The sequence below is a fragment of the Nocardioides sp. P4_G10 genome, assembly GCF_056401175.1.
This window is the reverse complement of the sequence record NZ_JBFUJV010000001.1, coordinates 679788-705404: the sequence shown is the minus strand read 5'-3', so window position 1 is coordinate 705404 and position 25617 is coordinate 679788. Positions and strand designations below refer to the sequence as shown.

Annotated in this window: 21 protein-coding genes; 10 read left to right on the top strand and 11 right to left on the bottom strand. The window is 72.7% G+C overall.

The window, feature by feature from the left end; all coding sequences use genetic code 11:
- The first annotated feature begins 66 nt into the window (after positions 1–66).
- The 5 genes from AC1DP1_RS03330 to AC1DP1_RS03310 are packed head-to-tail and all read left to right on the top strand — an operon-like array spanning position 67 to position 5696.
- Positions 67–3483 (top strand): ATP-binding protein, encoded by a 3417-nt coding sequence (locus AC1DP1_RS03330; protein ID WP_477505621.1) that lies wholly within the window; start codon positions 67–69, stop codon positions 3481–3483.
- Entirely contained in the window at positions 3480–3917 is a 438-nt protein-coding gene (locus tag AC1DP1_RS03325) for a roadblock/LC7 domain-containing protein (RefSeq protein WP_300046812.1), read from the top strand. The genes AC1DP1_RS03330 and AC1DP1_RS03325 overlap by 4 nt, the downstream gene beginning before the upstream one ends.
- Positions 3918–3930: 13 nt before the next feature.
- Complete coding sequence (locus AC1DP1_RS03320; RefSeq protein WP_299925912.1) at positions 3931–4299, top strand: DUF742 domain-containing protein; 369 nt, start codon at positions 3931–3933, stop codon at positions 4297–4299.
- Entirely contained in the window at positions 4280–4876 is a 597-nt protein-coding gene (locus AC1DP1_RS03315; RefSeq protein WP_477505620.1) for a GTP-binding protein, read from the top strand. The genes AC1DP1_RS03320 and AC1DP1_RS03315 overlap by 20 nt, the downstream gene beginning before the upstream one ends.
- A 4-nt stretch (positions 4877–4880) precedes the next feature.
- On the top strand, positions 4881–5696 hold the full coding sequence (locus AC1DP1_RS03310; protein ID WP_477505619.1) for an ABC transporter substrate-binding protein: 816 nt from the start codon (positions 4881–4883) through the stop codon (positions 5694–5696).
- Between the two features lie 88 nt (positions 5697–5784).
- On the opposite strand, the gene AC1DP1_RS03305 is transcribed toward AC1DP1_RS03310, so the two are convergent.
- Positions 5785–6960, bottom strand: a complete 1176-nt coding sequence (locus tag AC1DP1_RS03305) for a calcium:cation antiporter (protein WP_477505618.1) — start codon at positions 6958–6960, stop codon at positions 5785–5787.
- A 46-nt stretch (positions 6961–7006) separates the two neighbouring features.
- Positions 7007–8005: a GTP pyrophosphokinase gene (locus AC1DP1_RS03300; RefSeq protein ID WP_300046807.1), complete on the bottom strand. Its 999-nt coding sequence runs from the start codon at positions 8003–8005 to the stop codon at positions 7007–7009.
- Positions 8006–8104: 99 nt separating this feature from the next.
- On the opposite strand from AC1DP1_RS03300, the gene AC1DP1_RS03295 reads away from it, so the two are divergent.
- Positions 8105–8701 (top strand): hypothetical protein, encoded by a 597-nt coding sequence (locus AC1DP1_RS03295; protein WP_477505617.1) that lies wholly within the window; start codon positions 8105–8107, stop codon positions 8699–8701.
- Positions 8702–8714: 13 nt separating this feature from the next.
- Here AC1DP1_RS03295 and AC1DP1_RS03290 read toward each other — a convergent pair whose 3' ends face one another.
- Positions 8715–10151 carry a phosphodiester glycosidase family protein gene (locus AC1DP1_RS03290; RefSeq protein WP_477505616.1) on the bottom strand — a complete coding sequence of 479 codons (1437 nt, stop codon included), beginning with the start codon at positions 10149–10151 and terminating at the stop codon, positions 8715–8717.
- A 104-nt stretch (positions 10152–10255) separates the two neighbouring features.
- Between AC1DP1_RS03290 and AC1DP1_RS03285 the strand changes: the two genes are divergently transcribed.
- Positions 10256–11470, top strand: a complete 1215-nt coding sequence (locus AC1DP1_RS03285) for a site-specific DNA-methyltransferase (protein ID WP_477505615.1) — start codon at positions 10256–10258, stop codon at positions 11468–11470.
- 100 nt (positions 11471–11570) lie between these two features.
- Here AC1DP1_RS03285 and AC1DP1_RS03280 read toward each other — a convergent pair whose 3' ends face one another.
- A complete protein-coding gene (locus tag AC1DP1_RS03280; protein WP_477505614.1) occupies positions 11571–12974 on the bottom strand; it encodes a WS/DGAT/MGAT family O-acyltransferase in 1404 nt (467 codons plus the stop codon).
- 117 nt (positions 12975–13091) lie between these two features.
- Positions 13092–14225, bottom strand: coding sequence for a glutamate--cysteine ligase (locus AC1DP1_RS03275; protein WP_300046799.1), 1134 nt, complete (start codon positions 14223–14225; stop codon positions 13092–13094).
- 79 nt (positions 14226–14304) lie between these two features.
- On the opposite strand from AC1DP1_RS03275, the gene AC1DP1_RS03270 reads away from it, so the two are divergent.
- Positions 14305–15726: a threonine/serine exporter family protein gene (locus tag AC1DP1_RS03270; RefSeq protein ID WP_477505613.1), complete on the top strand. Its 1422-nt coding sequence runs from the start codon at positions 14305–14307 to the stop codon at positions 15724–15726.
- On the opposite strand, the gene AC1DP1_RS03265 is transcribed toward AC1DP1_RS03270, so the two are convergent.
- The 6 genes from AC1DP1_RS03265 to AC1DP1_RS03240 form a co-directional block, all read right to left on the bottom strand.
- Complete coding sequence (locus AC1DP1_RS03265; protein ID WP_477505612.1) at positions 15704–16273, bottom strand: DUF402 domain-containing protein; 570 nt, start codon at positions 16271–16273, stop codon at positions 15704–15706. The two genes, AC1DP1_RS03270 and AC1DP1_RS03265, sit on opposite strands and share 23 nt — an antisense overlap.
- A gap of 131 nt (positions 16274–16404) precedes the next feature.
- The gene (locus AC1DP1_RS03260) at positions 16405–17232 is read right to left on the bottom strand and encodes an SDR family NAD(P)-dependent oxidoreductase (RefSeq protein WP_457187206.1); all 828 of its coding nucleotides are present in this window, start codon (positions 17230–17232) and stop codon (positions 16405–16407) included.
- 21 nt (positions 17233–17253) lie between these two features.
- Positions 17254–18678: a sensor histidine kinase gene (locus AC1DP1_RS03255; RefSeq protein ID WP_477505611.1), complete on the bottom strand. Its 1425-nt coding sequence runs from the start codon at positions 18676–18678 to the stop codon at positions 17254–17256.
- The gene (locus AC1DP1_RS03250; RefSeq protein ID WP_477505610.1) at positions 18675–19400 is read right to left on the bottom strand and encodes a response regulator transcription factor; all 726 of its coding nucleotides are present in this window, start codon (positions 19398–19400) and stop codon (positions 18675–18677) included. The genes AC1DP1_RS03255 and AC1DP1_RS03250 overlap by 4 nt, the downstream gene beginning before the upstream one ends.
- A 39-nt stretch (positions 19401–19439) precedes the next feature.
- Positions 19440–20600, bottom strand: coding sequence for an RNA polymerase sigma factor (locus tag AC1DP1_RS03245; protein ID WP_477505688.1), 1161 nt, complete (start codon positions 20598–20600; stop codon positions 19440–19442).
- Positions 20601–20667: 67 nt separating this feature from the next.
- On the bottom strand, positions 20668–21072 hold the full coding sequence (locus AC1DP1_RS03240) for a YciI family protein (RefSeq protein WP_477505609.1): 405 nt from the start codon (positions 21070–21072) through the stop codon (positions 20668–20670).
- 167 nt (positions 21073–21239) lie between these two features.
- On the opposite strand from AC1DP1_RS03240, the gene AC1DP1_RS03235 reads away from it, so the two are divergent.
- A complete protein-coding gene (locus AC1DP1_RS03235) occupies positions 21240–21677 on the top strand; it encodes a hypothetical protein (protein WP_457187214.1) in 438 nt (145 codons plus the stop codon).
- A gap of 42 nt (positions 21678–21719) precedes the next feature.
- Complete coding sequence (gene hrpA / locus AC1DP1_RS03230) at positions 21720–25616, top strand: ATP-dependent RNA helicase HrpA (protein ID WP_477505608.1); 3897 nt, start codon at positions 21720–21722, stop codon at positions 25614–25616.
- Position 25617 lies beyond the last annotated feature (1 nt).

The window sequence follows — 25617 nt, the reverse complement described above, 5'->3', positions numbered from 1 at the left end:
GCCTGCGTCGGTCCCAACGGCGCGTTCTCGGATTCGATGTAGTCGCTCACCAAACGCGAGGCACACATGACTCAGGATGCAGCCCAGGCCCGGAAGGGCACGGGACTCTCGGTCGCCGGTTGGCCACTGGGCCGGAAGATGGCCCTGGCCCTGGCGATCCCGCTGCTGCTCGCGGCTGTCCTCGGTGGCCTGCGCGTCTCCGGCGACTACGGCGACTCGCGCCAGGCCGCGCGGAGCGCCCAGCAGGTCACGATCATCCAGCCCGCGGTCGACTACCTGACCGCGTCCGAGACCGCGATGGTGGCCGCGCAGTCCGACAGCGCCGCCAGCCAGGGCGACCTGATCGACGCGATCAGCGACATCTCCACCAACGCCGAGACGCTGGTCGGGGCCCGCGACGGGGCCGAGCTCGACGAGCTGCAGACCGCCCACGTCAACGCACTGCTCGACCTCAGCCAGGCCATGCGCGGCGAGGGTGCCGAGACGCTCGGCCCGGCCACCTGGATCGCCCTCGTGCGTCAGCTCGAGTCCAGCGTGTCCCAGCTCATCACCAGCGTGAACGCCGCCCAGGAGACGCCCGAGCCCCGCCTCGAGCAGCTCTCCCAGGCCATGAGCGGTCGCCTGTCCCTCGCGCTCCAGCAGGGCCTCCTCGCGACCACGCTGTCGCAGTCCAGCTCCCAGGAGCTCTTCTCGGAGATCGGCGTCGAGGCCGCGGCCATCGACCGTCTCGCCGGGTCCGTCGACGGCGCGGACGACCAGACCGCCCTCCTGCGCCAGCAGAACACCCGCCACGCCGGGCAGATCCGCGACGACGCTGCCACCGACCTCGACGGACGCGACGCCTACGCGCCGTACGACGAGATCACCGAGACGCTCGTCACCGGTGTGACGAAGACCCTCGACGACGCGGCCGGCGCCGCCCAGCGCAACGCCCTCGTCGGCGCCGTGCTCACGCTCCTTGCGCTCGCCGCGGCGATCGCCCTCGCGTTCTTCATCGCCCGCAGCCTCCTCGGCCCGATCGGCAAGGTCCGCGACGGCGCCCTCGCGGTGGCCCGCCACCGCCTGCCCGACGCCGTCGCCCGGATCCGCGCCGGCCAGGAGCCGGAGCCGATCAAGACGATCGACGTCCACACCAACGAGGAGATCGGCCAGGTCGCGCGAGCGGTCGACGACCTCCACCGCCAGGCCATCCACCTCGCCTCCGGTGAGGCCCAGCTCCGCCAGACCGTCAACGCGATGTTCGTGACGCTGTCGCGCCGCTCGACCTCGCTGGTCAACCAGCAGCTCGCGCAGATCGAGCGCCTCGAGCACGACGAAGAGGACCCCAAGCGCCTCGAGTCGCTGTTCCGCCTCGACCACCTCGCCTCGCGCATGCGTCGTACGGCCGACTCCCTGCTGATCCTGGCCGACGCCCCGAACCGTGCCGCCGGCCAGTTCAGCCTCACCGTCGGCGAGGCGCTTCAGGCCGCGACCTCGGGTGTGCAGGACTACCAGCGCGTGCAGATCCTCTCCAACCTCAACACCCGCGTCGGTGACGAGGCCGCGGCCGACGTCGTCCACCTGCTCACCGAGCTGGTCGACAACGCGCTCAGCTTCTCGCCGCCGGCCGAGCCGGTGCGCCTGGCCGCCAAGCAGGGCCCCGAGGGCGTCACCATCACGATCACCGACTCCGGTCTGGGCGTGCCCCCGGCCGAGCTCGAGCAGCTCAACGGCGACCTCCAGCACGGTGCCGAGGCCACGCCCGACACCGCCCGCCGCATGGGCCTGTTCGTGGTGTCGCGCCTCGCCGAGCGCCACGACATCACCGCCCACCTGGCCCGCAACCCCGGTGGCGGCATGACGGCCAGCGTGCTGCTCCCGCCGTCGGTGCTCCCCGACGTGTCGCAGTCCGGTGCGCCCGCCGCGCCGGCCGCGACCACGACGGCTGCTCCGTCCACCCCGTCCACCTCGTCGTCCGCCACGTCGACGGGCTCCACCGAGCTCGTCGGTGCCGCGGCAGCCGCCGCCCCGGTCGTCTCCAAGCGCGAGGCCCGCAACCGGGCCCGCGCCGAGAAGGCCGAGGCCAAGGCCGCCGAGCGCGCCGCCGCCTCCGAGGCGAAGGCCAAGGCCAAGGCCGCCAAGGCTGAGGCCGACCTGGAGCCGGCGCCGGCCGCGACCGGTACGACGACCGCTGCCGACGACACGTCGAGCGCGCCCGCCGCGTCCGTCGCTGCCGCCACCTCGTCCTCCTCGGCTTCGGAGCCGACCCCGGACCGTCCGCCGCTCGGCAGCCTGCTGCCGCGCCGCGACCCCGGTGCCAACATGCCCCGGACGGGTGCCGACGCCTTCCTGCCGCCGGAGACCTCCGGCGCCACGGGCCCGCTCTTCGGCAAGCGTGCCGACACCGCAGCACCCGCCGCCAAGGCGGACGCCGCCGGTGACGAGCCCGCGCCGACCGAGCGCGCCGAGAAGGTCGCCCGCGTCGTCCCGATCACCGCCCTGGCCTCCCGCCAGCGTGCGCAGGCCGAGCAGGAGGCGCGGAGCGCCGAGGTCCCTGCCGAGACTCCCGCCGAGGAGCCGACCGAGGTCGCGGTGGCCGAGGAGCCGACCGAGCAGCCCGTCGCGCAGCCCGCCCGGGCCCACGACCCGCTGTCCGACCCGCTGTCGGACCCGCTGCCCGCCGACGCCTTCGACGAGCCCGCTGCTGCCGAGCAGTCCGAGCCCGCCGCCCAGGTCGAGCCGGAGGCCGAGCCCGCCGTCGAGCCCGAGCCCGCCGCCCAGGCCGACGAGGTCGAGGTGCGGGACGAGGTCGAGGTCGACGCCGCCGACCCGCTGGGTCTCGGAGCCCCGGTCCGGCCGACGGAGCCCGTCAGCCAGCCGGTCAGCCAGCCGGTCAGCCAGCCCGAGCCGGAGCCCGTCAGCGAGGTCGTGGCCGAGCCCGAGCCCGAGGAGCGTGCCGAGCCCGAGCTCGAGCCGGTGCCGTCCTACGACGCCGCCGCGCTGCTCACCGACGGCCACGGCCTCAACGGCCACGGCACCAACGGCTCGAACGGCACCAACGGCTCGAACGGCTCGAACGGGCACGGGTCGAACGGCCACGGCAGCAACGGTCACGGGTCGAACGGCCACGGCAGCAACGGCCTGTCGCTCGGTGCCGAGCCGGCCCGCGCCGGCGGCGAGTCCCCGATCTTCAAGTCGATGCGCTCAGGCTGGCTCGCCGGCGAGGGCAAGGGCGAGTGGCACGAGACCGAGGTCGACCGCGGCTGGGAGATCGCCGAGCACGTCTCGGAGCCGGCGCCGGTCGTCGAATCCACCCCGGTCGGACTGCCGCGACGTGCCCCTGGTGAGCGCCTCGTCCCCGGTAGCGTGACCCCGCCCACTGCAGCAAAGACGCGTGACCCCGAAGCAATCCGACGCCGTCTCCAGGCACACACCGCAGGAGTCTCCCGCGGTCGCCGAGCAGCCCAGAGTTCCACCCAGCACACGGAAGCAGGCCCCTCATGACTCACGACACCTCCGCCGCCCCCGTCGCCAGCCCTGCTGGTGACGACCGAGACCTCGACTGGGTGATGTCGCGATTCGTCGACGACGTACCCGACGCGGCGCACGCGATCCTCGTGTCCGCCGACGGTCTCCTCATGGCCTCGAGCACCAGCATCCCGGGCGAGCGCGCCGAGCAGGTCGCGGCCGTCTCCTCCGGTCTGGCCAGCCTCGCGGTCGGCGCCGCCCGCCTCTTCGAGGGCGGCTCGGTGATGCAGACCATCGTCGAGATGGAGATGGGCTTCCTGATGCTCATGAGCGTCGGTGACGGGTCCAACCTCACCGTGCTCACGACCGAGGAGGCCGACATCGGCCAGGTGGGCTACGAGATGGCCCTGCTGGTGGACCGCGTGGGACGTACCGTCGAGGCCCAGGCCCGCGTCGGTACGGGCGGCTGACCGGACCCGCGTCATGACGCCGCCACCCGAGCCGGAGGACGAGGGCTACCGCCCTCGACTGATCCGGTCCTACACCCTCACCGCAGGCCGGACGGCCGCGAAGGTCGAGCTGGCCATGGAGGCCACGCTCCGCCTTCAGGCGGGTGCGGAAGCTCCCGTGCTCTCTCCGTCTGCTGCGCAGGTTCTCGAGGTCTGCGATCGGCGTTCCGTGGCCGAGGTGTCGGCCCTCACCAAGATGCCGATCGGCGTCACCCGGGTGCTGCTGGGTGACCTGATCGAGCAGGGCCTGGTCCGCATCCAGGCCACCATCACCGACAGCACGTCGACAGATGAGCGGCTCGAGCTCATCGAAAGGACCCTCCGTGGACTTCGAAACTACTAAGGCACAGCGCGCGGCTGCGTCGACGAAGATCGTCATCGCAGGCGGCTTCGGCGTCGGCAAGTCGACGCTCGTCGGCGCCGTGTCGGAGATCGACCCGCTGCGCACCGAGGCGCTCGTCACGAACGAGTCCGAGGGCGTCGACGATCTTGCCGCCGTGCCCACCAAGGCCACCACGACCGTGGCGATGGACTTCGGTCGCCTGACCCTGGCCGAGGACCTCGTGCTCTACCTCTTCGGCACGCCCGGGCAGCGTCGTTTCTGGTTCATGTGGGACGACCTCTGCCGCGGCGCCATCGGCGCCATCGTGCTGGTCGACGTGGCGCGCCTCGACGAGTCGTTCTCGCCGCTGGACTACTTCGAGTCCAAGGGCATCCCCTTCATCGTCGCCGTCAACGAGTTCGACGGCGTCCCGCGCTACCCCGCCGAGGAGATCGCGGCCGCGCTGGCCCTGCCCGCCGACGTACCGATCATCAGCCTCGACGCCCGCGACCGCGACCAGGCCAAGGGTGCGCTCGTGAAGATCACCGAATACGCCCTCATGCGACTGCGCGAGTCGCTCACCGTGAATGCGAACTGACGCCATGACCCGCACCGTCCGACGGCTCGGCCCTGCCCGCACGGCCCTCGCCGCCCTGTCCTCCGTGGCCCTGATGGCCACGCTGAGCGCCTGCGGCGGCAGCGCCAGCGCCGACGAGGCCGACGCCCTGAGCGAGGTGTCGCTGGTCTTCAGCGGCGCCCTCACCGTCTGCACCGACATGCCCTACGAGCCGTTCGAGTACGAGAAGGGCGGCAAGCCCACCGGGTTCGACATCGACCTGGTGCGCGAGGTCGCCAAGGACCTCGACGCAGACCTCGACGTGATCGACGTGTCGTTCGACGACATCACCTCGGGCAACTCGCTCAACAACGACGTGTGCGACCTCGCCATCTCGGCGATGACCATCACCGGTGAGCGGGCTCGCGTGCTCGACTTCTCCAGCCCCTACTTCGACGCCAAGCAGGCGCTCATCACGCCGCGCGGCTCGGGCCTGGACCAGCTCACGGAGCTCGCCGGCAAGCGGGTCGGCGTGCAGAAGGACACCACCGGCGAGACCTATCTGAGCGACTTCGCCCCGGAGACCACGCAGGTGATCGCGTACGACGACGCGGCGGGCCTGCAGGACGCGCTCGCGGCGGGCCAGCTCGACGCGGCGATGCTCGACAACACCGTGTCCGGCCAGTTCGTCTCCGACAACCGCAAGCTCAAGCTGGCTCGGGAGTTCGACACCGGTGAGCAGTACGGCATGGCGGTGAAGAAGGACGGCAACATCCCGCTCCTGCGCACCATCAACGGCACGCTCGCCGACCTCCGCGAGGACGGCACCTACGACAAGATCTACGCGACCTACTTCGGCTGACCTGCCGCAGGTCCAGCGTCCACCCGAGCGGTGGCCCACCCACATCCCGCAGTCCCGGGACGTGGCTGAGCCACCGCTCGGGTGCGTCTCAGGGCGCGACGGTGAGGAACAGGAACGCTGCGAGCAGCACGAGGTGCACGCCGCCCTGGAGCGGCTTGGCGCGACCCGGTACGACGGTGAGGATCGCCACGGCCGCGGTGAGGATCAGCAGCACGACCTGCAGCTGGTTGAGGCCGAGCTCGAGCGGCCCGTCGAGCCAGATGCTGGCGATCGCGATCGAGGGAATGGTGAGGCCGATCGACGCCATCGCCGAGCCGAGCGCGAGGTTGAGGCTGACCTGGACCCGGTTGAGGGTCGCCGCCCGGACGGCGGCGATGGTCTCGGGTGCGAGGACGAGGAGCGCGATCACGACGCCGACGACCGCCGGCGGGAAGCCGAGCGCCGCCACGCCGGACTCGATGGCCGGCGACTCGATCTTGGCGAGGCCGACGACGGCGACCAGCGAGACGACGAGCAGGCCGAGGCTGGTGAGGGCGGCCCGGTCGGTGGGCGGGTCGGCGTGCCCGTCCTGGTCGAGGTCGACCGGTTCGTGCTCGAAGGAGCCGGCGTCGACGGCTGCGCGGGCAGCCGCGGCGGCGTCCGCCGCGGCCTGGGAGGTGACGAGCGGCGAGTGGGCGTCCTGGGTCACCGGGAGGAAGAAGTCACGGTGCCGGATGGCCTGCGTGAAGACGAACATGCCGTAGAGCGCGAGCGACGCTATCGCCGCGAAGGTCAGCTGCGCGCCGGTGAACTCCGGCCCGGGCTGGGAGGTGGTCACCGACGGCACGACGAGGCACAGCACGGCGAGGGCGATGACGGTGGCCAGCGCGGCGCCGGTGCCCTCGGGGTTGAAGACCGCGAGGTGGTGCTTGAGGGCGCCGACGAGCAGCGAGATGCCCACGATGCCGTTGAGGGTGATCATCACCGCCGCGAAGACGGTGTCGCGCGCCAGCCCGGCGGTGTCCTTGTCGGTGGTGACCATCAGCGTGACGATGAGCCCGACCTCGATGATCGTCACCGCGACCGCCAGCACCAGCGATCCGTAGGGCTCGCCGACCCGGTGGGCGACGACCTCCGCGTGGTGCACGGCGGCAAGCACGGCGCCGACCAGCAGGACCGAGAGCACGCCGAGCACGGGCGCGCTGTCCGGGTGCAGGGGCCAGGCGACGGCCAGTGCCACAGCGGCCAGCAGGGGAGTGACGGTGGTCCACGACAGCCGGGGCATGGCACAACCCTAGGGGCGCCCCCGGCAGCCGACCGACGCCTGCCCGTCAGCCCTCGGGCGTGCTGAGCTTCTCCAGCCGCGCGCGCAGCAGCGGGACCCGGTGGCTGTTGCCCTCGAGGGTGACGTACTGCTCGCCGAAGATCGCGAGCAGCGCGTCGTCGAGGCGTCGTACGGCCCCGGCGGGGTAGCGGTAGCCCATCCGCCGGATCACCGCGTCGGCGTCGACGGAGGTCAGCAGGTCGGCGAGGTCGTCGATGCTGTCGATGCCGAGCTGGGTGAGCAGCCCGGCGATCCAGTCGTAGTGGTCGGTGTGCGACCAGCCGGCGTCGCTGTAGTGCCCGGCCAGGAAGGTGGCCAGCTCCTGCCCGACGATGTGGTCGGCGTCGGCCTCGACGGCGCTGCCGGGAGCGGCCATCTGGATGCGCTCGCGGATCGTGGCGAACTCGCGGTCGGCCAGCTCGATCAGCCCGGCGGCGAGGGTGAAGCGGCGGTCGAGGTCGGCGGCGGCGTCCTCGGGGACGTTGCCCTTGTAACGGATGTCGTGCTCGAACTCCGCCCACGCGTGCTGGAGCACCGTGCGCACCTGCACGCTGGCCCGGTGCCCCTCCAGCGTCGGGAGCTCGGCGCCCGGGTGGGTCTGGACGAGCAGGTGCCGGCTGGCGTAGCCGAAGCGACCCGATCGGGCGGTCTCCTCGCCCAGGTCGCGGTCGTCGAGCATCGCCAGCTCGTCGTCGAGGACCTCCGCGACCGCCGCGACGTCGCTGTGGACGTAGGTGATGACGCGGACGCCGATCTGGTCGGTGATCTGCTCCAACGGATCGGGGTAGAGCGGACCGTCACCCTCGGTGCGGTTGGCCTTCGCGGCGAACGACGCGACGCTCTTCGTACGCCCGGTGACGCTGAGGTAGTCGATGCCGGCGTCGTCGAGGAGCACCTGGATGAGGGCGACATACGCTTGGGTGGCCGAGGCCAGCTGGGGCTGGAGCGCCGCGTAGGCGCGGACGGCCTCGCGGACCGGCTCGGCCTGGTTCTCGGGGTCACTCATGGCGCCAGCCTGCCAGTGCGGACCGCACGGCGTCGACGCGACGTCCCGCGTGCGAGCCTTCCGGCGGAGCCGGGCGCCCGTCGATATCGTCGAAGCACCATGAGCCCCTCACAGCGCCGCTCGGGCGCCCGCACCCGGTCCGCCTCCGCCCTCCTCGCCGCCCTCGCCCTGGCAGGAGGGCTCTCGGCGTGCGGGGACGACGACGGCGGTACGGCGACCGACCCGGCAGCGACGAGCACACCGAGCCCGTCCGAGAGCCCGTCCGACACCCCGAGCGAGACCCCGTCTCCCTCCGAGAGCCCGTCGGAGGACCCGTCCGCTGGCGGGGACGCCACGCCCATCCGCGTCGAGGGGTCCGCCGGCGTCACCGACGCCGTGTTGGTCGACGCCACCGAGGGCGGCGGCTCGCCGTCGGAGATGGCCTTCGCGCTCGACACCGACCAGGCCGTCGCCGACTTCGTCGTGGGGTTGCAGAGCGGGCTGCCGGGCGAGGTCACCGCCGCGGTGAAGGACCTGAGCGCGCCGGGCACGACCCCCTACGGGGCCGTCGTCTCGACCGGGTGCGAGCCCCCGCGCAGCGTCGCCATCGACGCCGGCGAGGCCGGCTTCCAGGTCGTCCCGGCCCTGCCGAAGAGCACCGTGCAGTGCCTCGCGCCGGTGACCTACGTCGTGGTCTTCTCCGTGCCCGACGCCTGAGCCGCCTCTCCGGTCAGGGAGTCGGCGTCGTCGGCGTCGTCGGCGGCACCGTCGGAGTGGGCGTCGGGGTGGGCGTCGGGGTGGGCGGCAGGATCGGCACCACCGGCGGCAGCTCGCCGTGGTAGACGAGGCCGAACGAGTTGGCCACCAGCCGCTCGTTGCCGTCGGACGGCTCGTTGACGATGCCGAAGGCGCCGGTGCCGGTGCGGGTGTACATCGCCGAGGAGCCGCCGCCGTCGAGGTTGATCGCGTTCTCCGCGCCGAGGGCGGTCATGATGTCGGCGAGCTCGACCATCGTGTAGCCGCGGCTGACCGTGGAGCGTCCGTCGACCACGAGGATGAGCAGCTTGCGGCCGTCGGCGTCGATGCCGACCGCCGTACGCGGGTGGGCGATGGTGTTGTTGACGACGGTGCGGACGCCGTTCGTGAGCAGCGGGCGGTCGCCGCTGATCGCGACCGTCGGCTTGCCGCCTGCGATGCGCTGCGACAGCGTGATCTTCTTGCCCCGCTTGAGGTTCTTCAGCTTGGCGGCGGCGGGACCGGTGCCGATCAGCACCCGCTCCTTCTGCTTGATCTTGCGTCCGGTCGAGAGCTTCGGCTTGTTGGAGATGACGCGGTTCTTGCGGAGCACGACCTCGCGGGCGCGCTTCTTGCCGGCCGTCACCTGGTAGCCCGACGTGCGGTGCCAGTCGGAGGTGAAGACGCCGATCTGGCCCGACGGGACGCGCGGGTGGTTGACCCCGCTGACGGTCCACGCCCTGCGCTGGCGGATCGTCCACTCGAGGGCCAGCGGGCTGACGTGCGGGCCGGAGTCGTCGAACCAGAGGGACGAGTTGACGCCCGGGATCCAGCCGTCGCGCGAGCCGCCGAGGACGCCCTTCTCGCGGTTGATCGTCACGCCGAGCGGGGCGTCGGTGCTGCCGATGTCGAAGAAGTCGCCGTTGACCGCGCCGAGGGCGTCGTTCCACCCGCCGAGCTGGCTGACCTTCTTGCGGCTGGTGACGTAGGTGGGGGAGAACTCCTCGAAGGAGATGTTGGGGGCGTCGAGGCTGACGGAGAGCAGGTTCATCCGGACCTGCCCGATCGGCTGGCGGCCGTCGACCTGGTCCCACTCCCGCAGCACGACGCCGGGCGCGATCTCGTAGCTGACGTCGTTCAGCACCGTGACCGTGCGGCCGCGGGCGTTGATCGGCGGGCCGACCACGATGCCGGGCTTGCCGTCGGAGGTCTGGTTGCGGCCGCGGTAGCCGTTGTCGCCGCCGTACGTCAGTCCGCCGCGGCTCTGCGTCTTGTCCGTCCGGTCGCCGTCGTCGGCCACCGACGGGCCGACGCCGACGTTGAGCGCGAGGCCCGCGACGAGGACGCCGGCGGTGGCGACCGTCAGCGCCCGCCCGCGAGCGGGGGCGGAGCGGCGTGCGGAGGGGCGTGAGCGGCGCGTGGAGGAAGACACGCGCTCCACAGTAAAGGACGTTCTGGGGCTGGTGGGAAAATTGGGATGAGCATTTCCCGCAGCGACCCGTTGCCGCTGCCGGGCCAGCGCCTAGGCTGTCGCGCGTGCCCGACGAGCCCGCGCCCGCTGCCGGTGGTGCGCGAGGCCCCGTGTGGAACACGCTCCACGTCGGTGACAACCTCGACGTGCTGCCGCTGCTCCCGGCGGGGTCGGTCGACGTCGTCTACACCGATCCGCCCTACAACACGGGCAACGACTTCGCGTACGCCGACCGCTTCCGCGACGGCTCGCACGCCAACCCGTACGCCGGCCGGCACGCCGCATGGACGGCGATGATGCGTCCGCGCCTCGAGGCCGTCCGCGAGGTGCTGGCACCGCACGGAGCGGTGTTCGTCAGCATCGACGACAATGAGGCCGCCCACCTGCGGCTGCTGATGGACGAGGTCTTCGGGGAGGCCAACTTCCTCGCCCAGGTCGTGGTGAACCTCAACCCGAAGGGCCGCCAGCTCGGCCGCGGGTTCGCGACCAGCCACGAGTACGTCCTGGCGTACGCCCGCCACCTGCCGTCCTGCGCCGTGGACGGGGCGTCGGCCGAGGCCGTCGACGAGTCCGACTTCCCGCTGACGACGCCCGACGGGCGACGGTTCCGTTACCTGCCGCTGCGCAACACCAACAAGAAGTTCAACCCGGTCAGCACGCCGACGCTCCACTACCCGCTGCACGGCGACCCGGCGACCGGTCGGGTCTCGGTCAGCGAGTTCGACGGCAGCACCGCGCTGACGCCCGTCTTCGGCGACGGTCGCCCGGCGGTGTGGCGGTGGTCGAGGCCGCGGGTCGAGGAGCGCCCCGACGACCTGGAGTGCCGGGTGATCCGGGGCCGCAGCGGTGAGCGCGCCGACATCTTCCAGCGCGACTGGCTGCACCGCGAGGGCGGGCGCCGCAAGAAGCTGCGCACCATCTGGCTCGCCGAGGAGATCGGCTCGACCGACACCGCGGTCGCCGAGCTCAAGGCAGTGGTCGGCCACGTCTTCGAGTCGCCCAAGCCCACCGGTCTGGTCCGCCGGATCCTGTCCACGCTGCCCGCCGACGTGGTCGTGCTCGACCCGTTCGCCGGCAGCGGCACGACCGGTCACGCCGTCGCGCTCGCCAACGCCGCCGATGGTGGCTCCCGCCGCTGCATCAGCATCAACTCCGCCGAGCCCACCCGCGCGGGCTCCAACGCCCAGCTCGCCGGCCTCGCCACGGTCGCCGACATCACCCGCGCCCGCCTCACCGCCGTCGCCGACCAGGTCGGCGGCGGCCTCGAGGTGGTCCGCTGACCGCGGTGGTCTCCCCGGATATCCGGTGAACTTCCCGCTTGTCGGCCGAAACTTCAGCCGACAGGTGTGAACATCCCCGGATATCCGGGGATCGCGTGCGTCAGAGGCCGGCGGCCCGCTCGAGGGCGATCAGCTCCTCGTCGAGGTACTGCAGCAGGACCTGGAGGTGGGGGACGGTGCGGCGGCAGCCGGTGAGGCCGAAGCACATCTTGCCGTCGTAGGACGTGCAGGTGATGTTGAGCGCCATCCCGTTGATCGGGATCGACAGCGGGTAGGTGCCGGTGAGCCGGGCGCCGTTCCAGTAGTGGGTGGTGCGCGGGCCCGGGACGTTGCTGACGACGAGGTTGTAGGGCGGCCGCACGATGCCCTGCATCCGGAAGATCGGGCCGAGGATGGCGGGCGCCTGGCCGAGCGCGCTCATCGCCAGGATCTGCGTCGGCGTCATCGCCGACAGGCTGTCCTTGCCGTCCACCATCGAGCGGTGGATCGCCTCGAGGCGGTCGGCCGGGTCGGGCAGGTGGGTGCCGAGCTGCACCATCACCGAGCCGACCGCGTTGCCGCCGTCGCCCGAGGCGAGCTGGGACTGCTTGGCGTTGAGGCCGACCGGCACCATCGAGATCAGGGACGTGTCGGGCAGCGCGTCGAGCTCGATCAGGTAGGTCCGCATCGCGCCGCTGACCATGGCGAGCACCACGTCGTTGATGGTGGTGCCGCTCGCGCGACCGACCGCCCGCAGCCGCTCGACCGGCCAGTCCTGGGCGGCGAAGCGCCGCGAGCCGGTGATGTTCTGGTTGAGCATGGTGCGCGGGGCGTAGAGCGACAGCGCGGACGTCTCGTTGCGCACGCTCTTGTTGAGGGTGCGGACCAGCGCGCCCGGCATGCCGGCGGCCTCCGACGCGATCGCGAGCGCCGTACGCACCGTGGCGCCCGTGACGTCGGACAGTGACGCGCCGCCCGTGCTCGCGGGCTCCTCGCGCGGCGCGCGCGGACGCATCGCCCAGGGGGCGGGCATGTTCCGCTCGTCGGGGTCGGTCGACAGCACGCTCGCGAGCAGGCGCATCGCGGAGACGCCGTCGACGAGGGCGTGGTGGGTCTTGGTGTACATCGCCACGCGGCCGTCGCGGAGGCCCTCGATCACGTGCGCCTCCCAGAGCGGTCGCTCCCACGCCAGGCGGGTGCTGTGCAGCCGCGAGCAGAGCTCGAGCAGCTCGCGCACGCGGCCCGGCTTGGGCAGCGCGCTGTGCCGGACGTGGTGCTCGATGTCGAACTGCTCGTCGGGCACCCACACCAGCTGGCCCGCCGTGCGCGTCGAGCGGTGCGGGTGCTTGAGGAAGAGCGGCGCCATCTGCTCGACGTCGCGCATCTGCTCGTACATCTCGCGGACGTAGCCGCGGCCGGCACCGGCGGGCTTCTCGAAGAGCTGGAGGCCGCCGACGTGCATCGGCATGTTGCGGTTCTCGGCGAGGAGGAAGCCGGTCGCGGTCGGGTCGATCGGGTCCACCACTGGCTGCTCCTCGGTTCGGATCCTCCGTCGTCCTCGACGCCGGGCACGAGACGGGGAGGTCCGGGCATCCTCTCGTCCCGCGGTGACCCGCCACAAGGGCGCGTGGCCGAAGGGGCGTCAGGACTCCAGCGAGTGGGCGAGCTCCGCGACGAGCGCGTCGACGACCGCGACCAGGTCGCCACCCGACTCACGGGCGACGGCCCGCTGGCGCTGGTAGGACGCCCCGCGGACGGGGATGTCGGCGACGGTGCGCAGCTCGGCCTCGCAGTCGAGCCGCTTGGCCACGGGGGTGAGCCGCTCGAGCAGGTCGTCGAGGTCCTCGGTGACCAGCCGCTCGCGGTTGTGGTCGTCGAGGATGATGATCGCGTCGAGGCCGTAGCGCGCGGCGCGCCACTTGTTCTCCTGCACCTGCCACGGCGGCAGGGTCGGCAGGTCCTCGCCGGCCGCGAGCCGCGTGTCGAGGTCGACGACGAGGCAGTGGACGAGCGCGGTCAGGGCGGCGAGCTCGCCCAGGTCGGACATGCCGTCGCAGACCCGGTGCTCGAGGGTGCCGAGGTGCGGCGCGGGGCGCAGGTCCCAGCGGACGTCGGACATCGAGTCGATGATGCCGGTGGTGGTCTGGTCGGCGATGCACTTCTCGAACTCGGACCAGGTGTCGAAGGCGAAGGGCAGCCCCGCGGTCGGCAGCTGCTGGAACATCAGGGCCCGGTTGGACGCGTAGCCGGTGTCCTGGCCGGCCCAGATCGGGGAGCTCGCCGAGAGCGCGAGGAGGTGGGGGTACGTCGTCAGCATCGACGCCAGGACCGGCATCACCCGGTCGCGCTCGGGCATCCCCACGTGGACGTGGACGCCCCAGATCAGCATCTGGCGGCCCCACCACTGCGTGCGGTTGATCAGCTCGGCGTAGCGATGGCCCTCGGTGAGCTGCTGGTGCGACCAGTCGGCGAAGGGGTGCGACCCGGCGCCGAGGAGGTCGACCCCGAGCTCGGCCGCGGCGGGCGTGACGACGGCGAGGGTGTCCCGCAGGTCGGTGACGGCCTCCCCGACGGTGTCGCAGATGCCGGTGACGATCTCGACGGTGTTGCGCAGCAGCTCCTTGTGCAGCCGCTCGGGCCGCTCGAGCCGACCGCCGGCGAGCTCGTGCACCTCCGAGGCGATGCTGACGAGGTCGCGGCTGGCCCGGTCGACGAGCGCGAGCTCCCACTCCACGCCGAGCGTCGGCTCCGGCGACGCGTGGAAGTCGATGCGCATGCGTCGAGTCTAGGGACGCCCAGGCGGCGAAGGCTCACCCCTGTGCCGGGTGGGATCCGGCCTTTGTCACCATGGCCGGGTGGACCAGCAGGACGGACGAGCGCGCGCGCCCGAAGAGGACGATCCCCAGGCTGAGCTGGAGGCCCGGCTCGAGGCCGAACGGGCCCGCGAGATCCACCTGACGATGGACCTCTGCCTGCGCATCGGGGAGATGCTCCTGTCCTCGGGTGCGGGCGCCGCGGACGTGACCGCGACGATGCGCTCGGTGGCCGACCACCTGGGCCTGCGCGCGGCCGAGATCGACGTGACGTTCACGGCCCTGTCGATGAGCTACCAGCGCTCGCTGGACGACGTACCGACCCTCATGGTGCGCCACGTGCAGCAGCGCGACATCGACTACGAGGACCTCACCGCGGTCGACCACCTCGTGCGCGACGTCCTCACCGACGAGGCCGACCTCTACCTCGCGCGGTCGCGGATGGCCACCATCGTCTCGCTCGGGCACGCATTCCCGCGTTGGGCCGTGACGGTCGCGTGGATGGTGATGGCCGCGGCCGTCGGCGTCTTCCTCGGCGGCGGGCCGGTGGTGTCGGTCACCGCCGCCGTGGCGGCCGGCCTCATCGACCGCGTGCAGATCGTGCTGGCGCGACGGCGGCTGCCGTACTTCTACCTGCAGGTCGCCGGCGGCGCGATCGCGACACTGCTGGCCGGGGCGGTGGCGGCGACACCGATCGACGTCGACCCGTCGCTGGTCGTGACGGCCAACATCATCCTGCTGCTCGCCGGGATCGGTCTGATGGGAGCCGTGCAGGACGCGCTCACCGGCTTCTACCTGACCTCCAGCGCCCGCCTCATCGAGGCGATGATGGCGACCGCGGGCATCATCGCCGGCGTCGCGCTCGGCATCTCGGTGGCCGACGGGATCGGGCTCGAGCTGGGCCAGCTCATCCCTGGGGCGCTCGGTGTCTCGGAGCTCCCGGCGGTCCTCGGCGGTGCGGCGGTGTCGGCGGCCGCCTTCAGCATCGCGTCGTACGCCCCGCGGCGTGCGGTCGTGCCGATCGCCCTCACCACCGGTGTCGCGGCGCTGATCTCGCAGGGGGTCGCTCTGCTGGGCTTCGGCCGGATCATGTCGGCGGGGGCGGCCGCGTTCTTCATCGGCCTCGTGGCCTACGCCGTCGCGGGCCGGGTGCGGGTGCCGCCGCTGGTCGTGGCGGTGCCGGCGATCGTGCCGTTCCTGCCCGGCCTCTCGATCTACCGCGGCCTCACGTTCCTGGCCGAGGGCGGCTTCTTCGTCTCCCAGGGCATCCTCGCGCTGATGACGGCGATCTCGGTCGCCATCGCGCTGGCCTCGGGCGTGATCCTCGGGGAGTACGTCGCCCAGCCGCTCAAGCGCGAGGCGCGCAAGCTGGAGAGCCGGCTGGCCGGGCCTCGCCTGGTCGGGCCGTTCCGAGCGATGACCCGCTCCGAGCGGCGTGCCCTCAGGCGGACGTCAGGCGAGTGAGCTCCGCCAGCCAGCGCTGGTGCGTGCCGTCGTACGGCGGCAGGCCGGCGCGCACGGCCAGGACGAGCGCGTCGCAGCTGGCCTGCGCCGCGGCCACGACATCGGCGGGGTAGCCGTAGGCGACCTGGTGCTCGGCGAACTCGTCCTCGTCGTCGACGAATACTTCGCCCGGCCCGGCCGGAGGGACGTCCCAGGGGGCGGACCCCACGGGCGGGAGGGGGTCCGGCAGCCGGATCACGTCCAGGTCGAGGTCGACCGCGCGGAGCACCTCGCCCTCCCACACGGCGGGCGTCGTGACATCGACGTACAGGTCGCACCAGATCCCAGGCGCCTGGAACGTCGGCAGGTGCCACCGGCCGGGCTGGACCAGCGTCACGCATGCGACGGCCGAGTGGAACTCGTGGCCCGGTCGGTGGTTGTGGGTGCCCGCCGGGAAGCCCAGCCAGTCGCCGTGCTCGTCGGAGCCGAGGAAGAACCCGTCGAACTGCCAGTGCGGCCGGTCGCCCCACTTGCTCGTCTCGCAGCGGATGGCGGTCCCGGGATCCATGGCCCCCAACCTAGGTGACCGGGCACCTCCTCGCGCCAGGAGGCGCCGACCGGGCACCTCCTCGCGGAACCTGGACGGATCAGCGCGAGGAAGTGCCCGGTCGGCGGTGTGATGCGCGAGGACGTGCCCGGTCAGCGGGTGCGGGCGGCGAGGCGGGCGACGACGTCCTGGTAGCGGGCTCCCGCGATCCGACCGAACTGGTGGATGAGGTGCGCGTCGAGGCCGACGAGGACGCGCGGCTTCCCGGCGAGGGCGCCGTCGAGGATGATCTCGGCGGCGCGGTCGGGCGACATCTTGGCGAGCTTCTTCTCGAAGAGCGCGTCGATGCGGGCCGCGTCGAGGCCGGCCGCCTTGCGGCCGTGGCGGCTGATCCCGGTGCGGATGCCGCCGGGGTGGACGCAGGTGACCGTCACCGGGTGGCGGTTGACGAGCATCTCCTCGCGGATCGCCTCGGTCAGCCCGCGGACGGCGTACTTCGTGGCGTTGTACGCCGACTGGCCGGGCACCGACACCAGCCCGAAGAGCGAGGAGATGTTGACCAGGGCGCCGTCGCCGCTCGCGACGAGGTGGGGCAGGAACTCCTTGGAGCCGTGGACGACGCCCCAGAAGTTGATGCCGACGATCCAGTCGAGGTCGTCGTAGGTGAGGTCGGAGAAGTCGCCGGTGGCGCTCACGCCGGCGTTGTTGACGACGAGGTTGACGCGGCCGAGCTCCTCGACCACGCCGGCCGCCCACGCAGCGACCGCTGCCCGGTCCGAGACGTCGACGACGTCCTGGCGGACCTTCGCCGCGCCGGCCTGCTCGGCGAGCGCGACGGTCTCGGCGAGGCCGTCGCGGTCCCAGTCGGACAGGGCGAGGAGGGCGCCCGCCCGTGCGCTGCGGAGCGCGAGCGCACGACCGATCCCCGATCCGGCACCGGTGATGACGACGACCTTGTCGGTGAGGGTGGTCAGGCTCATGCCGCCCACGGTAACTGGCGTTTACGCCGCCGGGGAGGGCAGGACGACGGCGATCGTGGTGTCGCCGGGTCGGCTGTCGAGCGTCACGGCACCGCCGTGGGCGCCGACGATCGCCTCGACGAGCGACAGCCCCAGGCCGGCACCGCCCCGGGTGCGGGCGGCGTCGCCGCGGGTGAAGCGCTCGAACGCGCGGGGTGCGAGGTCGGGCGGGAAGCCCGGGCCGTCGTCGTGCACGGTGAAGCCGGCGCCGGTGGCACCAGCCGTGCCGGTCACCGTCACCGTGCTGCCCGGTGGCGTGTGCTTGCGGGCGTTGGCGAGCAGGTTGCTCACGACCTGGTGCAGCCGGGCCTCGTCACCGGTGACCGTGATGGGCTCGTCGGGCAGCGAGAGGCGCCAGGACCGGTCGGGGTCGACCACGCGGGCGTCGTCGACCGCCTCGAGCAGCAGCCGGGAGAGGTCGACGGACCGCCGCTCCAGCGGCCGGCCCGAGTCGAGGCGCGCCAGGAGCAGCAGGTCCTCGACGAGGGCCGTCATCCGCACCGACTCGGTCTCGACCTTGGCGAGCGCGGTGCCGCCGGTCTCGGGCCGGTGCCGGGCCAGCTCGGTGTAGCCGGCGATCGTCGCGAGCGGCGTGCGCAGCTCGTGCGACGCGTCGGCGACGAACTGCCGCACCTGCTGCTCGCTGCGGTGCCGCTGGCCGAGCGAGTGCTCGACGTGGTCGAGCATGGCGTTGAGCGCCGAGCCGACCTGGCCGACCTCGGTGCGCTCGTCGGTCAGCCGCTCCGGCACCCGTTCGGCCATCTCGATCTCCCCGGACGCCAGCGGCAGCTCCGCGACCCGGTGCGCCGTGGCGGCGACCTCGCGCAGCGGCGAGAGCTGGCGGCGTACGACGACCATGCCCACGCCCGCCGCGGCGAGCACGCCGAGCAGGCCGGTCAGCAGCTCCAGCTGGACGAGCCGCTCGACCGTCTCCCGCACCTCGCCGCGGGGGAGTCCGGCGACGACCGTCCCGCCCGGCAGGTCGGTCACCAGGACGCGGTAGCTGCCGAGGTCGGGCAGGTCGACGCTCTGCGGGTCACGACCGGCGTCGAGGCCGGCCAGGGCCGCCAGCTGGGCTGCATCGAGCGGTGTGGACGCGGACGGACTCGCGCCCTGCTGCTCCGAGAGCACCGTTCCCCAGGAGTCGCCGGAGTCGGGCCGGTAGGCCTGCAACGAGCCGAACTGCTGCCCCGGGCCGAAGTCGTCGCCGTCGCGGTCAGGGTGACGGGGGCCGGTGGCGAAGCGGGTCGCGTCGCGCACGTCCGCATCGAGGCGCTGGTCGAGGCTGCGCTGCATGGCCAGCGTCGTCGCGGTGCCGATGAGGAGCGCCGTCACCGCGACCAGCAGCACGACCACCGCGACCAGTCGGGCGGTGAGGGTGAGCGGCCGCCGCGGTAGGAGCGTCACGACGCCGGCTTCAGGACGTACCCGGCGCCGCGCATCGTGTGGATCATCGGCTCGCGGCCGGCGTCGACCTTCTTGCGCAGGTAGGAGATGTAGAGCTCGACGACGTTGGCCTGGCCGCCGAAGTCGTACTGCCAGACGCGATCGAGGATCTGCGCCTTGCTCAGCACCCGCCGCGGGTTGCGCATGAGGAAGCGCAGCAGCTCGAACTCGGTGGCGGTCAGGGCGATCTCGTCGCCGCCGCGGTGCACCTCGTGGCTGTCCTCGTCGAGGGTGAGGTCGCCGACGACCAGGAGGTTGCCGGCCTCGGCCTGCGCCGCCGTGCCGCCGCGCCGGATCAGCCCGCGCAGCCGGGCCACGACCTCCTCCAGCGAGAACGGCTTGGTGACGTAGTCGTCGCCGCCGGCCGTGAGGCCGGCGATGCGGTCCTCGACGGCGTCCTTGGCGGTCAGGAAGAGGACGGGTACGTCGCTGCCGTCGGCGCGCATCCGGCGCAGCACCTCGAGGCCGTCGAAGTCCGGGAGCATGATGTCGAGCACCACGGCGTCGGGCCGGAAGTCGCGCGCAGTGGCGACGGCGTCGCCGCCGCTGTGCGCCATTCTCAGGTCCCATCCCTCGTAGCGCAGGGCCATCGCGAGGAGCTCGGCGATGTTGACCTCGTCGTCGACGACGAGGACACGCACGGGGGAGCCGTCGGGGCGGGTGAGCTGCTGCACGGACGGCATCCTGCCGGGGCAACCTGTGAGGTTGCTGTGCGACGCCTGTCAGCGGGCTGCCCGGTTGAGCCGGGCGGCCTCCCGGGTCAGGTGGGTCCGCTCGGCGAGGTTGGTCGCGAGCCCGGCGGCCTCGGCGAAGAGTCGCGCGGCCGTGACGAGATCGCCGTCCTTCTCGTGGAGGTACGCCGACGCGGCGCGGTGGCGGGGCAGGTCGGGGTCGACCTCGGCGAGCGCCGCGAGGCCGGCCCTGGCGCCGTCGGCCTCGCCCACCGCCACGGCGCGGTTGAGCCGCACGACCGGGCTGCCGGTGAGTGCCAGCAGCTCGTCGTACCACTGCACGACCTGCACCCAGTCGGTCTCCGCGGCGCTGGGGGCGTCGGCGTGCAGCGCGGCGATGGCCGCCTGGAGCTGGTACTCGCCGCGTCGCTGCTGGGCGAGCGCGGCCTGCAGGACGGTGACGCCCTCCTCGATCAGCCCGGTGTCCCACCGGGAGCGGTCCTGGTCGGCGAGGGGGACGAGCGTCCCGTCGTCGCGCAGGCGCGCCGGCCGTCGCGCGTGGTGGAGCAGCATCAACGCGAGCAGCCCGTCGGTCTCCGGGTCCTGCCTGTCGTGGCCGGCCAGCGCGGCCAGCTGGCGGGTGAGCCGGATCGCCTCGGCGGCGAGGTCGACGTCCCCGGAGTAGCCCTCGTTGAAGACGAGGTAGAGCACGCGCCGCACCGTCGCGAGGTCACCCGGCCGGTCGAACGCCTCGCCCGAGACGGTCCGCTTCGCCCGGCTGATGCGTTGCGCCATCGTCGCCTCGGGCACCAGGTAGGCCTCGGCGACCTGCCGGGTGGTCAGGCCGGCGACGGCGCGCAGCGTCAGCGCGACGGCCGAGGCCGGTGTCAGCGCCGGGTGGGCGCACAGGAAGAAGACGCGCAGCGTGTCGTCGGCCGTCTCGGCCGGACCACGCTCCGGCTCGAGGTCCACGGCGACCTCGCGCCGCTGCCGCGCGGTCTCGGACCGTACGACGTCGAGGAAGCGCCGCCAGGCGACGGTGACCAGCCAGCCCTTGAGGTCGCGCGGCGGCTCCGCGCGGTCCACTGCGCCGGGGGCGCCGAAGGTGCGCCACGCCTCCACGAGCGCCTCCTGCACGGCGTCCTCGGCGGTCGCGAAGTCGGCTCCGCGGCGGACGAGGACGCCGATGACCGCCGGCACGAGCGGTCGCAGCGTGGCCGTGTCGAAGGCCCCGTCGAAGGCCCCGGGGGCAGGGGGCGCGTCGGCGGGGGTCACCGGCTCAGGCGTCGGTCGCGGACGGGGCGCCGTAGAAGGGGCGCACCTCGAGCCACTCGTGGATCGGCCTGCCGTCCTTGCCCGGGGCCAGCGACAGCTCGCCGGCCAGCTCGACGGCACGGTCCCAGCCGTCGACGTCGACGACGTACCACCCGGCGATGAGGTCCTTGGTCTCCGCGAACGGACCGTCGGTGGCCGGCTGGCGCTGCTCGTCGGCCCGCACCCAGGCGCCCTCGGGCGAGAGGGCCTGCGCGTCGACGTACTCGCCGTTGTCCTCCAGCCGCTTGCCGAAGTCGTCCATGAACTTCATGTGCGCATCGACCTCCTCGGGCGCCCACTGGTCCATCGAGACGTCGTTCACGGTGGCGGGCGCGCCGCGGTAGTGCTTGAGGATCAGGTACTTCGGCATGTCGGTGCTCCTAGTCAGGTGCGGCCCATTGTGGCTGCGTCCACCCCGGGGACGGAGCCGTGCGGGGCTTCTCGACATCCTCGACACCATTCTTTCTCGCCGGTCTCTGGGGCGCTTGAGGGTCCGCCCACAGGCCCCGCACAGGTACGACGCGCACGCTCAGGCCCATGAGCGACGACAACTCCCGCGACGAGACCCAGCCCGTGCGGCCCGCGGGCGAGCAGTCCGCACTGCCCACCCCGCCGCCGTCCGAGGACGCGGCCGCCGCACCCACCGCACCCGTTGCGGCCGGGTCGGGACGACGCGGCTTCCGCGACCGCTTCCGCACGCTGCGCTCCTCCGACGGCAGCCGCAGCTTCGGCCTCGCCGCCCTCGTCGCATCGGCGCTCGCCGGCGTGATCGTGGGTGGGCTCGGCGTGACGGCGGTCCAGGCGGTCACGAACGACCACCACGACCGCGACGGCTGGATGCAGCAGCGCGGACCGATGGGCCGTGACGGTGACGACTTCGGTGGCCGTGGCCCGATGCACGGTGGCCCTCCGGGCGCGCCCGGCCAGGTCCAGCCGACCACGCCGCCGGACGACGAGGACGGCTCCAGCTCCTGAGGTGGTGGCCGGCGGCGAATCCAGTTGCCGTCGTGGGCGAGAATGGCGCCCGTTGTGAAGATCACCTATCCCGCCGAGCTCCCGGTCTCCGCGCGCCGCGACGACATCGCCGCTGCCATCCGTGACCACCAGGTCGTCATCGTCGCTGGCGAGACGGGCTCGGGGAAGACCACCCAGCTGCCCAAGATCTGCCTCGAGCTGGGCCGCGGACTCGGGTCGGCCGGGGGCGGCAAGCTGATCGGCCACACCCAGCCGCGCCGCATCGCCGCCCGGTCGGTGGCGGAGCGGATCGCCGAGGAGCTCGGCACCGAGCTCGGCGACGTCGTCGGCTACCAGGTGCGCTTCACCGACCGCACCAGCCGCGCGAGCCGGGTCAAGCTGATGACGGACGGCATCCTGCTGGCCGAGCTGCAGCGCGACCGCGACCTGCGCAAGTACGACACGATCATCATCGATGAGGCCCACGAGCGCAGCCTCAACATCGACTTCCTGCTCGGCTACCTGAGGCGGCTGCTGCCGCGCCGGCCCGACCTCAAGGTGATCATCACCAGCGCCACGATCGACGTCGACCGCTTCGCCGCGCACTTCAGGGCGCCGGTGGTCGAGGTCTCCGGTCGTACGTACCCCGTCGAGGTCCGCTACCGACCGCTGCTGGAGCTGCCGGAGAGCGACGAGGACGGCGACCCGGTCCAGCGCGACCAGACCGAGGCGATCCTCGACGCGGTCCGCGAGCTGTCGGCCGAGGGACCGGGCGACGTGCTCGTCTTCCTGCCGGGCGAGCGGGAGATCCGCGACACGGCCGACGCGTTCGACGCGCTCAAGAGTGACCGCCTCGAGATCGTGCCGCTCTACTCCCGCCTCAGCGCCGCCGACCAGCACAAGGTCTTCTCCAGCCACTCCTCGATCGTGCGCCGCGTCGTGCTCGCCACCAACGTCGCCGAGACGTCGCTGACCGTCCCCGGCATCCGCTACGTCGTCGACACCGGCGTCGCGCGGATCAGCCGCTACTCGGTGCGCACGAAGGTGCAGCGGCTGCCGATCGAGCCGATCAGCCAGGCCTCCGCCAACCAGCGGTCCGGGCGCTGCGGCCGCGTGTCGGAGGGCATCGCGATCCGGCTGTACTCCGAGGAGGACTTCGAGGCGCGCCCGGAGTTCACCGACCCGGAGATCCTGCGCACCAACCTCGCCAGCGTCATCCTCCAGATGGCCTCCCTCCGGCTCGGCGACATCGCCCGCTTCCCGTTCGTCGAGCCGCCCGACCGCCGCAACGTCAAGGCCGGCACCGACCTCCTCGAGGAGCTCGGCGCGATCTCGACCGATCCCGATCCGCAGCGTCATGAGAATCCTCGGTCCGGACCGGGGAAGCCCATGACGTCCCGTCCGGGAGTGCGCCTCACGAAGGTCGGGCAGCGCCTGGCCCGGCTGCCGATCGACCCGCGGCTCGGCCGGATGATCCTCGAGGCCGAGCGCCTCGGCTGCCTGCGCGACGTCCTCGTCATCGCCGCCGCGCTGTCCATCCAGGACCCGCGCGAGCGCCCCGAGGAGCAGCGGGCGCAGGCCGACCAGCAGCACGCCCGCTTCAAGCACGAGTCCAGCGACTTCCTCACCTGGCTCAACCTCTGGCGCCACATCAAGCAGCAGCAGCGCGAGCTGTCCTCGAGCGCGTTCCGCCGGATGTGCAAGCGCGAGCACCTCAACTACATGCGGATCCGCGAGTGGCAGGACTACGAGTCCCAGCTGCGCCAGGTGGCCAAGGAGATGGGTCTCGATACACGCGGCTCGTCCCTCGCCGCGCACTCGACCACCGAAAAGGCCGCGGACGGTGGGGCTGCGTATGACGAGGACGGCATCCACCAGGCGCTGCTGTCGGGCCTGCTCAGCCACATCGGTGCGCTCGAGGAGCGCGAGAAGGGCAAGCCGGGGGAGCGGCGCCCGATGCGGGAGTACCTCGGTGCCCGCAACGCCCGCTTCGCGGTCTTCCCCGGCAGCGTGCTGAAGGGGCGCAACCCCGACTTCCTGATGAGCGCCGAGCTGGTCGAGACCTCGCGCCTGTGGGCCCGGCAGAACGCCGCCATCAAGGCCGAGTGGGCCGAGCGCCTCGGCGCCCACCTGGTCAAGCGGACCTACTCGGAGCCGCACTGGTCCCGCAAGCGCGCGGCGGTGATGGCCCGCGAGCGGGTCACGTTGTACGGCGTCCCGCTGGTCGCCGACCGGCTCGTGCAGTACGGCCGGATCGACGCGCCGCTGGCCCGCGAGCTCTTCATCCGGCACGCCCTCGTCCAGCGGGAGTGGGACTCCCGGCACCGGTTCCTCGCCGAGAACACCCGCCTCCTCGAGGAGGCCGAGGAGCTCGAGCACCGGGCCCGACGCCGCGACATCGTCGTCGACGAGGAGACCCTCTTCGAGTTCTACGACGCCCGCGTCGGCGCCGACGTCGTCAGCGGGCAGCACTTCGACCAGTGGTGGAAGCGCGCGCGGCAGAAGAAGCCCGACCTGCTCACCTTCGACCCCGAGATGCTCACCCACGACACGGCCGGCGAGGTGCGCGCCCACGACTTCCCGACCCAGTGGCACGACAGCGACGAGGCCGGGCTGACCTTCCCGATCAGCTACCACTTCGAGCCCGGCGCCGCCGACGACGGGCTCACCATCGACGTGCCCGTCGCCACCCTCAACCGCATCGAGGCCGACGACTTCTCGTGGCTGGTGCCCGGGCTGCGCGAGGAGCTGGTCACCGAGCTGATCCGCTCGCTGCCCAAGAACCTCCGCGTCGCGATGGTGCCTGCACCCAACACCGCCCGAGAGTTCCTCGACGCGACGCCGCCGGGGGCCGAGCCGCTGCTCGACGCCCTCGAGCGGTTCGCGCGGAGCACCCGCAGCCTCGTCATCCCGCGCGAGGCGTGGGACTGGTCCAAGGTCCCCGCCCACCTGCGACCGACCTACCGGGTGATGACCGAGAAGGGCGCCGAGGCCGGTCGCGGCAAGGACCTCGACGCGCTCAAGGAGCCGCTGCGGCCCACCTTCGAGCAGGCGATGGCCGACGTCGCGTCCGACTCCGGCGTGACCGCCACCGGCCAGACGGCGTGGACCTTCGGCACGGTCGAGGAGTCCTTCGTGCAGCGCCGCGCGGGTCACGAGGTCCGGGGCTTCCCGGCCCTCGTCGACGAGGGGGCGACGGTCGGCCTGCAGGTGCTCGCCACGGCAGACGAGGCCGCGGCGCACCACCGGCTCGGCGTACGCCGCCTCGTGCTCCTCGCGCTCGGCCCGGCCGACCCCGTCGACGAGGTGCTGGCCGCGGCCGGCCTCGACCAGCGCGCCAAGCTCGCCCTCGTCGGGTCGCCCTACCCGTCGGTGGCCGACCTCCTCGCCGACGTGCGCGCCGGCATCGTCGGGGAGGTCGTCGACCAGCACCCCACCGTGCGTGACGAGGCGGCGTACGACGCCGTGGTGGCCGCCTCCCGCGAGGCCGTCGCGTCGGGGATCGGCCCGGCCGTGCACGACGTGATGCGGACGCTGGAGGCGTGGCGCACCACCGACAAGGCGATCTCCGGGCGCGCCGACCTGATGACGCTCCCGGCCCTCACCGACATGCGCGCGCAGGTCGGCCGGCTGATGACGCCCGGCTTCGTCGGGGACGCCGGCGTCCGGCGGCTGCGCGACTACCCGCGCTACCTCGGCGCCGTGACCCACCGCCGCGAGCGCCTCGACGGCCAGGTCGCGCGCGACCGCCAGCTGATGGACCAGCTCGCCGGCCTCCAGGAGGCGTGGCTGCACGCCGTCGCGGCCGTGCCCGACGGCCAGCCCGTGCCGCAGCACCTGCGCGATGCCCGGTGGATGCTCGAGGAGTACCGCGTCTCGCTCTTCGCCCAGCAGCTCGGCACCCGGGAGAAGGTCAGCGACCAGCGCATCCGCAAGGTGATGGCGCGGGCCTCCTCCTAGC

Excerpts from the sequence above, each read along its gene's own strand:
- AC1DP1_RS03250 (WP_477505610.1), bottom strand. The coding sequence starts at position 19,400 with ATGCCGTCCGTGCAGCAGCTCACCCGCCCCGACGGCTCCCCCGTGCGT.
- AC1DP1_RS03330 (WP_477505621.1), top strand. The coding sequence starts at position 67 with ATGACTCAGGATGCAGCCCAGGCCCGGAAGGGCACGGGACTCTCGGTC.
- AC1DP1_RS03275 (WP_300046799.1), bottom strand. The coding sequence starts at position 14,225 with ATGCGCATCGACTTCCACGCGTCGCCGGAGCCGACGCTCGGCGTGGAG.
- AC1DP1_RS03300 (WP_300046807.1), bottom strand. The coding sequence starts at position 8,005 with ATGAGTGACCCCGAGAACCAGGCCGAGCCGGTCCGCGAGGCCGTCCGC.
- AC1DP1_RS03305 (WP_477505618.1), bottom strand. The coding sequence starts at position 6,960 with ATGCCCCGGCTGTCGTGGACCACCGTCACTCCCCTGCTGGCCGCTGTG.
- AC1DP1_RS03320 (WP_299925912.1), top strand. The coding sequence starts at position 3,931 with ATGACGCCGCCACCCGAGCCGGAGGACGAGGGCTACCGCCCTCGACTG.
- AC1DP1_RS03265 (WP_477505612.1), bottom strand. The coding sequence starts at position 16,273 with ATGGATCCCGGGACCGCCATCCGCTGCGAGACGAGCAAGTGGGGCGAC.
- AC1DP1_RS03310 (WP_477505619.1), top strand. The coding sequence starts at position 4,881 with ATGACCCGCACCGTCCGACGGCTCGGCCCTGCCCGCACGGCCCTCGCC.
- AC1DP1_RS03235 (WP_457187214.1), top strand. The coding sequence starts at position 21,240 with ATGAGCGACGACAACTCCCGCGACGAGACCCAGCCCGTGCGGCCCGCG.
- hrpA (WP_477505608.1), top strand. The coding sequence starts at position 21,720 with ATGGCGCCCGTTGTGAAGATCACCTATCCCGCCGAGCTCCCGGTCTCC.
- AC1DP1_RS03325 (WP_300046812.1), top strand. The coding sequence starts at position 3,480 with ATGACTCACGACACCTCCGCCGCCCCCGTCGCCAGCCCTGCTGGTGAC.
- AC1DP1_RS03240 (WP_477505609.1), bottom strand. The coding sequence starts at position 21,072 with ATGCCGAAGTACCTGATCCTCAAGCACTACCGCGGCGCGCCCGCCACC.
- AC1DP1_RS03295 (WP_477505617.1), top strand. The coding sequence starts at position 8,105 with ATGAGCCCCTCACAGCGCCGCTCGGGCGCCCGCACCCGGTCCGCCTCC.
- AC1DP1_RS03260 (WP_457187206.1), bottom strand. The coding sequence starts at position 17,232 with ATGAGCCTGACCACCCTCACCGACAAGGTCGTCGTCATCACCGGTGCC.